This window comes from Shewanella sp. UCD-FRSSP16_17 (assembly GCF_001675935.1).
GTDB classification, from domain to species: domain Bacteria; phylum Pseudomonadota; class Gammaproteobacteria; order Enterobacterales; family Shewanellaceae; genus Shewanella; species Shewanella japonica.
On sequence record NZ_LZFV01000013.1, the window covers coordinates 504,804 to 517,006 of the forward strand.

11 protein-coding genes are annotated in these 12,203 nt (G+C 40.4%); 7 read left to right on the plus strand and 4 right to left on the minus strand.

Annotation, left to right across the window (positions count from 1 at the left end; genetic code table 11):
* Positions 1-2: 2 nt before the first annotated feature.
* Both A9267_RS11205 and A9267_RS11210 read right to left on the minus strand, forming a co-directional pair.
* Complete coding sequence (locus A9267_RS11205; protein WP_065109200.1) at positions 3-563, minus strand: DUF1415 domain-containing protein; 561 nt, start codon at positions 561-563, stop codon at positions 3-5.
* Positions 564-690: 127 nt separating this feature from the next.
* Positions 691-1,287, minus strand: a complete 597-nt coding sequence (locus A9267_RS11210) for a LysE family translocator (RefSeq protein WP_055023002.1) — start codon at positions 1,285-1,287, stop codon at positions 691-693.
* Between the two features lie 291 nt (positions 1,288-1,578).
* On the opposite strand from A9267_RS11210, the gene A9267_RS11215 reads away from it, so the two are divergent.
* Positions 1,579-2,157 (plus strand): DUF4136 domain-containing protein, encoded by a 579-nt coding sequence (locus A9267_RS11215; RefSeq protein ID WP_055023001.1) that lies wholly within the window; start codon positions 1,579-1,581, stop codon positions 2,155-2,157.
* 99 nt (positions 2,158-2,256) lie between these two features.
* On the opposite strand, the gene A9267_RS11220 is transcribed toward A9267_RS11215, so the two are convergent.
* On the minus strand, positions 2,257-3,078 hold the full coding sequence (locus A9267_RS11220; RefSeq protein ID WP_065109201.1) for a DUF2797 domain-containing protein: 822 nt from the start codon (positions 3,076-3,078) through the stop codon (positions 2,257-2,259).
* A gap of 135 nt (positions 3,079-3,213) precedes the next feature.
* On the minus strand, positions 3,214-3,720 hold the full coding sequence (locus A9267_RS11225) for a glycine cleavage system protein R (RefSeq protein ID WP_055022999.1): 507 nt from the start codon (positions 3,718-3,720) through the stop codon (positions 3,214-3,216).
* A 257-nt stretch (positions 3,721-3,977) separates the two neighbouring features.
* Here A9267_RS11225 and A9267_RS11230 point away from each other — a divergent pair, with 257 nt between their 5' ends.
* The 6 genes from A9267_RS11230 to A9267_RS11255 all read left to right on the plus strand — a co-directional run bounded on the left by A9267_RS11230 (position 3,978) and on the right by A9267_RS11255 (position 11,849).
* The gene (locus tag A9267_RS11230; protein WP_065109202.1) at positions 3,978-6,233 is read left to right on the plus strand and encodes an ABC transporter permease subunit; all 2,256 of its coding nucleotides are present in this window, start codon (positions 3,978-3,980) and stop codon (positions 6,231-6,233) included.
* Between the two features lie 58 nt (positions 6,234-6,291).
* The gene (pstA, locus tag A9267_RS11235; RefSeq protein WP_065109203.1) at positions 6,292-7,950 is read left to right on the plus strand and encodes a phosphate ABC transporter permease PstA; all 1,659 of its coding nucleotides are present in this window, start codon (positions 6,292-6,294) and stop codon (positions 7,948-7,950) included.
* A gap of 28 nt (positions 7,951-7,978) precedes the next feature.
* Entirely contained in the window at positions 7,979-8,797 is an 819-nt protein-coding gene (gene pstB / locus A9267_RS11240; protein WP_055022996.1) for a phosphate ABC transporter ATP-binding protein PstB, read from the plus strand.
* A gap of 61 nt (positions 8,798-8,858) precedes the next feature.
* Positions 8,859-9,569 (plus strand): phosphate signaling complex protein PhoU, encoded by a 711-nt coding sequence (gene phoU / locus A9267_RS11245; RefSeq protein ID WP_055022995.1) that lies wholly within the window; start codon positions 8,859-8,861, stop codon positions 9,567-9,569.
* Positions 9,570-9,859: 290 nt separating this feature from the next.
* Positions 9,860-11,002, plus strand: coding sequence for a putative sulfate/molybdate transporter (locus tag A9267_RS11250; RefSeq protein ID WP_065109204.1), 1,143 nt, complete (start codon positions 9,860-9,862; stop codon positions 11,000-11,002).
* Positions 11,003-11,177: 175 nt separating this feature from the next.
* On the plus strand, positions 11,178-11,849 hold the full coding sequence (locus A9267_RS11255) for a DUF502 domain-containing protein (RefSeq protein ID WP_082972339.1): 672 nt from the start codon (positions 11,178-11,180) through the stop codon (positions 11,847-11,849).
* The last annotated feature ends 354 nt before the right edge of the window (positions 11,850-12,203 follow it).

Here is a 12,203-nt window from a genome sequence, read left to right on the forward strand (position 1 = left end):
GTTTACTTAATCTCGTTTCCTACCTTGCATTGTTTTAATAATGCAGTAAAAAATTCAGTGCCTTTACGTTCAGCAAAAGCGATATTCCTCTCAGGGATAGACTCTGGCTCATCATATTCAGCTAAAGCGGCTTCCATACTCGCTTCACGAATGATGTGAATCGTTGGATAAGGTGAGCGGTTGGTATAATTTGTGGGACTATCTTGTGGCTCGCCATCAAAACAATAGTCCGGGTGAAAACTGGCAAGTTGATAGACACCTTCATAGTCATTTTCGAGTAATTTATCATTGGCTAAATCGACAAGATCGAGATAGTGATAAAAGCCTTCAAAACCTCGGGGTAAAACGAATAGTGTGGTCTCGGTATCGGGATGGTTATCTAGGTATTCACATTCTGACAGAAAGTCTTTTAGCACCTGTTTGACTTTAGTGTTTTCGCTGCAAATGTATCGGATGCTGTTATTTTCAACTTCTCGACGTGCAAATGGGCAAATATTGTATTTCATGATCACTTTATTGACCCAGTTTGCTGTTTCAATATGGTATTCGCTTTGCTCTTGCATGTTCTTTCCTGTCATATGTTCAATTCGTCATAGCGGGCTTACGCTAAAACTAATGTTCGTCGCTATAACTAACGTTCGGCGTAAAAGCTAACAGCCTTACTAACAGTGTTGTTGACTCAGTGTAAGGCTAATCAGGTAAAGCCATCTGTATGATAGATAACACTAATAGCAGGGCCATTGAGATATTGAATATTCTTTGCTGACGCTCGTTTTTAAGCAGTTTTTTAAGGCCAATACCAAAGCTTAACCAAATTGAGGCACAAGGTAATGCCACCATAAAAAATACCACTGCAATGGTTAATACTTGCGGAATTAAAGCGTGTGAAATGTCAGTAAAGGTAGCGATGGCGCCGACAGCCATAATCCAGCCTTTAGGATTAACCCATTGAAATGCAGCAGCTTGAAAGAAGTTAAATGGTTTAGCTGTTTGTTTACCTTCTAAGTTGCTTGAGCTATTAGCGATGCGCCAAGAAAGGTAAAGTAGGTAGATGATACCAGCAACTTTAATGACTTGATGCGTCATTGGGTAGGCTTGAAAGACGGCACTCAGTCCTAAGCCAATAGCGACCACCATACTCGGGAAGCCAATAATAATCCCTAGTAAATGTGGCATGCTGCGTTTTATACCGAAATTAACGCCAGACGTCATTAACATGATGTTATTGGGGCCGGGTGTAATTCCTGCAGAAAAAGCGAATAGTGCAATAGTAAAAACGAGTTCCATAAATCGGTAAAATATATCAATACGGCAGTGCTAATAGGTGATCATCTTAACGGGAATATACTGGCTAACCTAGTGTTAATTACATTTTTCGTGGATGGTGCTTTTACATTTGTACTGTAATTGTTTGTAGCTTGCTAATCTTGTGTGTAGCTTTTGCTGGTAACATGACATAACTTGTTATTGAAATTGAGTCAGGTTAGGTTAGGGTTTAAGTGTTATATTGATAACGAAATTTCAATAGCTTGATACAATAAAGATAGGCTAACTTGCTGACTACAGGACTAAATGTGAATGAATAGCAAAAAATGGTGTTTATGGATAAGTCTTTTCGCTGTATTGATTTCAGGTTGTGCAACCAAAGAAGAGGTCAACAAGCCTGCTCCTAGTCGAATCACAATGGTGACTTCAGGAGATCTTAGCTTTATTTCTTCGCAAGCAAAGAGCTTTGCTTGGCACCCAACGATGTTTACTGTTCATAGTGCAAATAAACTTGATGATGCTGAATTAGTGAGACATATGCGTCAATCGATAACAAAAATCATGGAGCAAAAGGGCTACCATTTTGCTAAAGATAATGAGAATCCAAATGTGCTTATTGGTTTTGGTATGGCGCTAGAGTCGGAAATGAGTGACGCAGAAATCATGAAAAGAGCAGGTCTCGTTGCTGGCTTGTCAACATCAGGTATTGATGATGATTTTGAAAAAGGATCTGTACTGGTGGCTTTGTTTAGTCCTAATCGTATTCAACCTATTTGGAAAGTGTTAGCACAAGGGTTTACAGAGACAGGAAAACCTATCGAAGATCGTGAGATCCGCTTTGATAAATTGACTGGTATGATGCTGAGCTCTATCCCTAATCATACGATGTAACGATTTTCCTGAGCGAGAAACTATTATAAAAAAGCCGCAGAGCCTAAGTTCTGCGGCTTTTTATTTAGCCTATATTCAGTTTACCGTTCAATTGAAGTGTTATTCAGTGTCAACATTCACTTCGTATGATGAGAACTTACGGATATTGATAACGCCTGTGTCAAAAATGAGGTACTGACCTTTAATACCTTGCAAAACCCCCGTTACTTCAGGTGTTTTATCAAAGTTATGAGATTTTACTTTTTTAGGGAACTCGGTAATAGGGAAGCGAATACCTTGAATTTGATCATTGAGTCGCTCAATCACAAAGTCAGGATTTTGCTCTTTTATCTTTAACAGTTTTGCTTCAATCTCTGGGATTAATTGATTGGCCATATCGACTAAATCAACATCATCAGCATTACCTTTTAACATGGCTTGCCAATTGGTTTTATCATTAATCAGTTTTGCCAATTCGACTTCAATAAGGCCTGAAAGTTGGCGAGTTGAAACTTTAAAGATAGGTAACCCTTGTGTGGCGCCTTGATCTATCCAGCGAGTCGGTATTTGCGTGTAACGCGTAATGCCAACTTTGATCCCAGATGTATTAGATAAATAGACAAAGTGAGGAACAAAGCAATGACTTTGTGCCCATTCAGGTTCACGGCAGGTACCTTGATCAAAGTGACACGTTTCAGGCTTCATGATGCATAAGTCACAGCTAGCAAGCTTTGACATACACACGTAACAATGTCCCTGAGAGTAGCTTTTTTTGGTTTTCTTACCACAACTTGAGCATAAAATTTTACCCGTATGGGTCAAGGTGAGTGTTTTACCGATTAAAGGGTTTAACTCTAAGAGTGCATCCCCTACTGGTAATTGATAGTGCACTTCATTTTGCTCATCAAGCTGAGTGCGCATTTTTGATAACGTTCCTAACATCTCTAAACTCATTTTTTGTTATGATTTGTTAATAGTCTAACAGATGGTAGTCAGTAAATTTAAACGGTTTTTTAGATTGAATAGAAGGGATATCTGTTGCGCTAATACATTCATTAACGCAACAAACAAAAGGAGCTAGGCGCTTTTACTGAGTTTATCTAACACCACATCGTCACCGAGTTCATATAGTGATTCTGTGAGTTGTTCTTCCTGGCTTGGATCTGATAACCCTAAACCCATGGTGGCTCTAAACAATGCAATACCACTGTGGCCTGCAGTTTCTTGCTGACTACTAAATTGCTCGATATTAATACCAAGTGCATTTATTTTATTTGAAATTTCAAGCACTAAGCCTTCACGGTCGTAGGCTACTAAATTAAAACTTAATCGTTTAATCGGCTCTGCTATGTGGCCCGTTTTACTGTAAGTACAGCTTAGCCCTTCGATACACTCCAAAGACTCAAGCAAGGTATCCCATTTTAATGCCGATACTTCTAACTGTAATATTGCGGCAAAAACGCCGTCAATATGGCGCATTTCGGAGTCGAGCCAGTTGCCGTTGTGACGACTGATAACATTTGCAATCTGTTCAACTAACCCTTTTCTATCAGGGGCTTGCAAGGTAACTAGATAACGTAACATAAAAGAAACTCCCAAATGTTTAACAAATAAATCGCCTGTAACACTACTGTCATATATACGTCATATAATTCAGCCAATTAAAATAGGCATCTAAAAAATGTCATCAATTAATCACTTAAACGTACTGATTTGAACTGACAATTGTTGAGTTGTAATCACAAACGCTTAAGGTAAATAAAACAGCTATTTATTTAGTATCACAGCGGATTAAACAATCATAGCGAAATTTCGCTGACGATTAATTATAGAGGTTCTGAATGGAAAGTCAGGTCAATCAACCTGGTTCTGAGACGAAGAGTCTGCTAGTAGGCAGAAAAGCGAATCGAAGAGCATTTACGGATAAGGCAGCAGAAGTGGGTGTAACTGTGGGTGGAACCATGGTTTTTGTCGCTTTGTTGTTGATTTTCTTTTACTTATTGTATGTTATTAAGCCAATTTTTGATGGTGCTGATGTTGAACCTGTATCAACAATCAGTTATCAAAATACCGAGACTGCCACTTTAATGGTGGGAAGTGATGAGCAAAATGAAATAGCTTATCGCGTACTGGTAAATGGCCAAGTTGATTTTTATTCAGTAGCCAGTAAACAGTTAATTGAGAGTTTTCAGCCTCCGCTTCCTGTAGGGGCGACAGTGGTGAGCAGTGCCAAAGCTAAACCAAATGAGCAACGTTTTGCGCTTGGGTTAAGTACGGGTGAGGCGTTAATCGTTGGGGTTGATTTTGGCGTGACTTACCCTGACAACGTGCGCACAATTACACCACGTTTACGCTACCCATTAGGTGAAACACCAATCATGGTTGATGAAGGTCAGGCTTTACACCATTTAGCCTTTGACTATATCGATAACCGTATTGGTTTTGCGTACCAAGATGAACAAGGTGCATGGAAGTTAAATCGCCTTGAAGGTGAAGAAAACATGATGACCGAAGAGATCGAGTGGTATTCAGATCTATCGGTAGTTGAGGATGCACCTAAAGATGCGTTAACAGCCTTGATGACACCAGATCATCGTCAATTGATATTGCCTACAACTAATAAAATCTTTATTTATGACATCCGTGACACCGATGAACCATCATTATTACAAGTACTTGATGTAAAAGATGGCTCAAACAAAGTTTCAAATGTCAGCCTACTTGCTGGTGCCAGTTCAATTCTGATTAATTATGAAGACGGCACGATTGATCAATATTTTCAAGTCAGTAGCCGAAATGGCCGTTTGTATCAAAAAATTCGCGACTTTGAGATTGATTCACCTGTACAAACAATCGCCACTGAGTTCTACCGCAAAAGTTTTGCTGTAGTCAGTCCTGAAGGCGAGTTATCTCTTTTATACACCACAAGTCAGCGTAATTTATTCACTGAAAAATTTAATATTGCTAAGCCTGGTGAAATGGCATTTAGCCCTCGCTCAAATGCGTTAATCGTTGAAGCGAATAATAGCTTGAATGTATTTGCAGTAGACAATGACCATCCAGAAGTCTCTTGGAGTGCTTTGTGGCAAAAAGTTTGGTACGAAGGTTACCCAGAGCCACAGTATGTTTGGCAGTCAACTTCAGGCTCTGATGATTTTGAAGCAAAACTAAGCTTAATGCCGTTAGCATTCGGTACCATGAAAGCGGCATTTTACGCGATGCTTTTCGCTGTGCCATTAGCGATTGCTGGTGCAATTTATACTGCTTACTTCATGTCACCTAAAGTCCGTAGTGTTGTTAAGCCAACCATTGAAATCATGGAAGCACTTCCTACGGTTATTTTAGGTTTCTTAGCGGGCCTTTGGTTAGCGCCGTTAATTGAAGACCATCTTCCAGGCATTTTAGTATTACTGACATTGTTACCAACCAGTATTTTACTAAGTGCATTTACTTGGAGCAGGTTACCAAACTCGTGGAAGCAACGATTACCTGAAACGTACCAAGAAATCATGCTAATCCCAGTTATCTTGTTTGTGGGTTGGTTCTCATTCGAAATCAGTCCAGTGATTGAGATTGCTTTCTTTGATGGTAATACTCGCCAATTTATTACCAATGATTTAGGGATTACCTTTGACCAACGTAATGCATTTGTTGTCGGTATTGCGATGGGCTTTGCTGTTATTCCAACGATTTTCTCAATTGCTGAAGATGCTATTTTCTCGGTGCCACGTCATTTATCAAATGGCTCATTAGCACTTGGCGCGACAAACTGGCAGACACTGACTCGCGTGGTGCTATTGACAGCCAGTCCAGGTATCTTTTCCGCTGTGATGATGGGACTTGGCCGTGCAGTGGGAGAAACCATGATTGTACTGATGGCGACAGGTAACACCGCAATCCTTGAATGGAGTGTATTTGAAGGTATGCGGACATTAGCGGCTAACATTGCGGTAGAAATGCCTGAATCTGCCATTGGTAGTTCGCACTATCGTGTATTGTTCCTTGCGGCATTCGTCTTGTTTGTATTTACCTTTGTCTTTAACACCATTGCAGAAGTGGTACGTCAACGTCTACGTGAACGTTACAGCTCACTTTAAGGAATGAAGATGAAAATAATAATGAATATTTCGCCAATCGCTTTGAGAGGTTTGAGCAATGGGTAAGTGGGTTAAATCGGGTTCTCCATGGATTTGGATGACCGGTGGTGCAGTCAGTATCAGCTTGATTGCAGTATTAGGTTTGTTGTTATTAATTGCATGGCGTGGATTAAGTTACTTTTGGCCTGCCGATATTTATCAATGGCAACTTGAAGATAATAATGGTGTTAAATCAACCTTAATTGGAGAGATTTATGACCGTGAAGAAGTGCCTACTGAACGATTGATTTCAGCAGGTCATCAGTTTAACGAACATCCTGGTGAGTTTGTCACTCGCTATCTAGTGAAAACAGGTAACCGTGAATTCGTTGGTTTGGATTTTCGCTGGATTTTGGCTACAGACATCGTTAGTCGTGAAAAGCCTACTGATATCGCTATGTTGGAGCGTACCAAAAATGGTAACTTCTACGGCTACCCGGTTGCTGTGATTGAAAATGGTGAACGTTTACCATTATCAGGCGAGCAAATCGAAATCGCGTTAGAAGAGCACATTGACCGTGCTGTGACCATCGGCGAGCAGGCGTTAAAGCTTCAAAAGTCTGAGATTGGTTCAGTTAACTATGAACTTGAGCGTTTACGTTTAAAAGAACGTGGTTATGAATTAGACGGTAAATTAACCCCAGAGCGTAAAGCTGAATTAGATGCACAAGCAGAAAAGCTCAATCAAGATTACTTAGTCATGGAAAAAGACTTGTTCGCGTTGCGTGACCAAGCGGCAAGAGATTCTGTGATAATTCGAGACATGCGCGGTGAAGAAGTCACGCTCAAGTTAGATTCAGTATTAGACGTTAGCTACGTCAATCGTATGAACAGTTTCGATAAAGTAGTACATTGGTTTGTCGGTTTAGGTCGCTTTGTTAGTCATGACCCACGTGAAGCAAATACTGAGGGTGGGGTATTTCCAGCTATCTTTGGTACGGTATTTATGGTGATGCTGATGGCCGTTATTGTAACGCCATTCGGGGTTATCGCTGCTATTTACCTACACGAATATGCTAAAAAGGGTCCAATTACTAAGATGATCCGTATCGCGGTAATTAACTTAGCGGGTGTTCCGTCAATTGTTTACGGTGTTTTTGGCTTAGGCTTCTTTGTATACATGCTTGGTGGTTCATTAGACCAATTGTTTTATCCAGAAGCGCTACCTTCACCCACTTTTGGTTCGCCAGGTGTGATTTGGTCAGCATTAACGTTAGCGATTCTAACGCTTCCAGTGGTCATTGTATCGACTGAAGAAGGCTTAAGCCGAATCCCAAGTGCAGTGCGTCAAGGCAGTTTAGCGCTTGGTGCGACTAAGTTTGAGACCTTATGGCGAATTGTTATTCCAATGGCGAGTCCTGCAATTATGACAGGCCTTATTTTGGCTGTTGCGCGGGCAGCAGGTGAAGTTGCACCATTGATGTTAGTGGGTGTTGTTAAACTCGCACCGACTTTACCTATTGATATGAACTTTCCGTTTATCCATTTAGAACGTAAGTTTATGCATTTAGGTTTCCATATTTACGACGTTGGCTTCCAAAGTCCTAACGTAGAAGCGGCAAGACCATTAGTTTATGCCACTTCATTCTTATTAGTATCTGTGATTGTGACACTTAACTTAACAGCTATCAGTGTACGTAATCACTTACGTGAAAAATTCCGTTCGCTAGAACACTAATTAGCGATATCCTGAGGAAAAAAGAAAAATGATTTCTATTGATCAAAGCGCTATTAAATCTGAAGTTGTCGATTTAGCTAACCTACCTGCACAGGATACTGCGCTAGAAATTCGTAATTTAGATTTACGTTATGGTGATAAACAAGCTCTATTTGATGTGAGCATGAAAATCCCGAAAAACCAAGTGACAGCATTTATTGGTCCAAGTGGTTGTGGTAAATCGACGCTTTTACGTTGTATTAACCGTATGAATGACTTAGTTGAAACTTGTCATATTGACGGTGAAATTTTACTTCACGGTCAAAATATTTATGACAAGAAAGTTGATGTTGCTGCACTTCGTCGAAATGTCGGTATGGTGTTCCAGCGTCCTAACCCGTTTCCAAAATCGATTTACGAGAACGTGGTTTACGGTTTACGCCTGCAAGGGGTGAGTAACCGTCGTGAGTTAGATGAAGCCGCCGAGCGTTCATTACGCGGTGCAGCAATTTGGGATGAAGTTAAAGACCGTTTGCACGATAACGCCTTCGGATTATCTGGTGGTCAGCAACAACGTCTTGTTATTGCCCGTGCCATTGCCATTGAGCCAGAGGTATTGCTGCTTGATGAACCAACATCGGCATTGGATCCAATTTCAACGTTAACGATTGAAGAGTTAATCACGGATCTTAAATCAAAATATACTGTGGTTATCGTAACGCATAACATGCAACAGGCTGCACGTGTATCAGATCAAACGGCATTCATGTATATGGGTGAACTGATTGAATATGCTGACACTAATACTATCTTCACTACGCCACAAAAGCGTAAAACAGAAGATTACATTACCGGTCGTTACGGCTAAATTTATTGCATTAGAGCTGATGGCTTAGGTCAATATAGTAAAGAATAAGGTTGATACAGTAATGGAAAACAAAAGTTTAAATAAGCATATCTCGGGTCAATTTAACGCCGAACTTGAAGATATTCGTAACCGTGTTTTAGCCATGGGCGGCCTAGTTGAACGCCAACTAGAAGAATCTCTAGATGCACTTGCTTCTTTAGATGCTGAGCTTGCGCAAAAAGTCATTGATGGTGATCACCGTGTTAATGGCATGGAAGTGTCTATTGATGAAGAATGTACTCGTATCATCGCTAAACGCCAACCAGCAGCCAGTGATTTACGTTTGATTATCACAATCACTAAAACCATTACCGATCTTGAACGTATCGGAGATGCCTGTGTTCGTATTGCTAAAGCTGCGTTAGATAAGCGCTTGAACAATCAACAACCATTGCTAGTAAGCATTGAAAACATGGGGCGCCATGCTACTCGTACACTGCATTCAACCTTGGACGCTTTGGCCCGTATGGATGCAGATAATGCATTTGAGTTACACAAAGAAGATGCCAAATTAGATAAAGAGTATGAAGGGATTATTCGTCAATTGATGACCTATATGATGGAAGATCCTCGCTCTATCCCTGGTGTACTAGATGTTCTTTGGGCTGCTCGTGCTGTTGAGCGAGTGGGCGACCGCTGTAAAAACATCTGTGAATACATTATTTACTTCGTTAAAGGTAAAGATGTTCGCCATACTTCATACGAAGATATGGAAAAAGATCTTAACTTATAATAAGTAAGGCAAACTAACTTTGAGTGAGTTCTAGATAACTCATTAATTAATAAGCACCTTTCGAGGTGCTTTTTTATTGCGAAAACCTGAGTTCACTCACCTCGATGTCATCATATTAAGAATGACTAATTTGGACATATTGACCTTTTAAAGAATTTTTGTGTGGGTCAATATGTCTATTGTTTTTGGCTAAACGATTAACTTCACAGCATTATTTTGAACTAGTTCACATTATTTTTGTTGGCATTCAAATTGCTATATTTCAGTATCCAATCCCTACGGCAAGATATATGAGATGTAAGACCAACCGTTTTAATAATTTCAACAAAATTTCAGGTGAGTTCAGTGGTGCTTTTGCGGACTTAGGCACTTTTCTTCCTTTAGTGCTTGGGCTTATTGCCCTCAATCAATTTTCCCCCCAAGGCATATTCTTAGGCTTTGGTTGTTTTGCAATTTTTACTGCTTTTTATTATCGAAGACCTATTCCTATCCAACCGATGAAAGTGATAAGCGCGCTAGTGATTGCTGAAGGGTTAACCCCCGGTATGTTGCAAGCATCTGCCATGTTGATGGGGGTGATCCTTCTGATATTGGCATACAGCGGTATTATTCAGTGGATGGCAAAACAATTGTCGCCTGCCATCAGTATCGGTATTCAACTCGCCATTGGTATTCAGTTGATGTGGATGGGCGGTTTCATGATGAGTGAAACATGGGGCGTAGGCTTATTGGCATTTGGTATTTTGTTTTTAAGTCGGTTTATGCCAATGCAGTATTTGGTTATGCCTTTGGTGATTTTTCTAGGCATTCTATGGCAATTATTTAGCCAATCTAGCCCGAACTTTGACTTTACTCAAACCACAGGTTGGCAATTCAGTTGGCCTGAGTCTAATGAGTGGAGTTCAGCTGCATTATTGTTAGTATTACCGCAATTAGCACTCACCTTAACTAACGCTGTCATTGCGATTTCGGCAATGGCTAAAGACAAATTCCCCGAAGACAGTGACAAGTTTACTCCACAAGCTTTTGCAAAAACTTCAGGTTGGTCAAACTTACTCATGGCGCCATTTGGCGGCGCAGCAATGTGCCATGGCGCTGGAGGACTTGCTGTTCAGCATCACTTTGGCGCTAGAACATGGTTAGCACCGGCAATCTTTGGTGGAACGTGTTTATTCATAGCCATTTTTTGGGGACAGGGCATTGCGACTGTTTTATCGTTAATTCCCCTAGCGGTGTTGGGAAGCTTGCTTGCTATTGCTGGAACGCAGCTCGCTTGGTCTAAGCGATTTATCGATGGTAAGCCCTTTTGTATTTTTGTCATTTTTTCAACGGCATTAGCATGTTTGGCAATTAATACAGCTGTAGGGCTGGCAGTGGGCGTTGTACTCGAGTTAGGCCGAAATCAATGGCTGCAACTGAGTGCGCCTAAATAGCAGTATTCGCTCGCTATAACTGTATGTTGATGCAGATTAAAGATGGCTTTGCAGATCTATTCGTGATTTAGCTCACAAAGCCAGCTTTGCTCCTTTAGCTATGATGAATATACGTCATGGCTTATGAGCATTGTGTGCTACCATTTTCGTCCTGATTTCTATTTGCGTGGACGTAATGAAAAACACCCTTTCTAGAGGCCTAACTAATCTGTTACCTATGGTACTCAGCCTTTGGTTATTCTGGTCTTTATTTATCTCTTTAGATGGCTTAGGTCATTTCTTGCTTGATATTGTCGAACTGGACAACGCTTTTGTTGGCACAGGTTTTATCCTGGTTGCAGTATTGGTTTTTATCTCGGGGTTATTATTCTCGTTTAGTCCGTTTGCTTGGTTATATTCATGGCTTGAACAGCAATTAATGAAATTTCCTTTGTTTAAGTCGGTATATGGCAGTATTCGTGATATTGCAGGGTTAATGAAAAGCGATGGTAAGCCAAAAAACCAAAAGACCGTGCTGATTAAACAGGCAAACGATGGTTATGTTGTTGGTTTTATTATGAACCAAACCGCGCCTAAACCATTAACTGACGCGCTACCAGACGGGGATTGGGTACCGGTTTTATTTCAGCTGAGTTATCAAATGGCTGGTGTTACGAGTTTAGTTAAACGAGAAGATTTAATTGAAGTTGATTGGTCGTTTGAAGATGCGATGCGCTTTAATTTAACCGCAGGAATTTCGGCAAAATCAATCACAGCCACTAACGCTAAAAGGCCTATTAAAGACAGTGCCAAAGACACATTAGTAGACAGTGAGCTTGAGGCTAAAAATAGCGACAATAACCATTAAGCTAAACTACATACCAGTCTTAATACGCATTTAATTGCGAGCGGCCTTGAGCAAGGATAAAGCTAATAGATGCTATTTTCGTCGATGATTGCATATTAAGTCGCTCAGGGATAAATGGACTGCCCCTGAGCTTACTGAAAACTCGTCATTAATCCTGTTGCTTAAAGCACGACATCCTCATCACTAAGTACTTACATCTTACAGTCAACTCAAAATGTTAGTCTCAGGGCTTGCTGTTACATTGACTTGCAGAGCAAATTTAATGTTATAGATCTGTGTTTATCTGTATCTTAATCCTGACAGTTGTTAACTGTGGGTAAACTTTTGCTTAAAGCGTGTGCTGTAAGACAAAAA

Excerpts from the sequence above, each read along its gene's own strand:
- A9267_RS11230 (WP_065109202.1), top strand. The coding sequence starts at position 3,978 with ATGGAAAGTCAGGTCAATCAACCTGGTTCTGAGACGAAGAGTCTGCTA.
- A9267_RS11250 (WP_065109204.1), top strand. The coding sequence starts at position 9,860 with ATGAGATGTAAGACCAACCGTTTTAATAATTTCAACAAAATTTCAGGT.
- A9267_RS11215 (WP_055023001.1), top strand. The coding sequence starts at position 1,579 with ATGAATAGCAAAAAATGGTGTTTATGGATAAGTCTTTTCGCTGTATTG.
- A9267_RS11210 (WP_055023002.1), bottom strand. The coding sequence starts at position 1,287 with ATGGAACTCGTTTTTACTATTGCACTATTCGCTTTTTCTGCAGGAATT.
- pstA (WP_065109203.1), top strand. The coding sequence starts at position 6,292 with ATGGGTAAGTGGGTTAAATCGGGTTCTCCATGGATTTGGATGACCGGT.
- phoU (WP_055022995.1), top strand. The coding sequence starts at position 8,859 with ATGGAAAACAAAAGTTTAAATAAGCATATCTCGGGTCAATTTAACGCC.
- A9267_RS11225 (WP_055022999.1), bottom strand. The coding sequence starts at position 3,720 with ATGTTACGTTATCTAGTTACCTTGCAAGCCCCTGATAGAAAAGGGTTA.
- A9267_RS11255 (WP_082972339.1), top strand. The coding sequence starts at position 11,178 with ATGAAAAACACCCTTTCTAGAGGCCTAACTAATCTGTTACCTATGGTA.
- A9267_RS11205 (WP_065109200.1), bottom strand. The coding sequence starts at position 563 with ATGCAAGAGCAAAGCGAATACCATATTGAAACAGCAAACTGGGTCAAT.
- pstB (WP_055022996.1), top strand. The coding sequence starts at position 7,979 with ATGATTTCTATTGATCAAAGCGCTATTAAATCTGAAGTTGTCGATTTA.
- A9267_RS11220 (WP_065109201.1), bottom strand. The coding sequence starts at position 3,078 with ATGTTAGGAACGTTATCAAAAATGCGCACTCAGCTTGATGAGCAAAAT.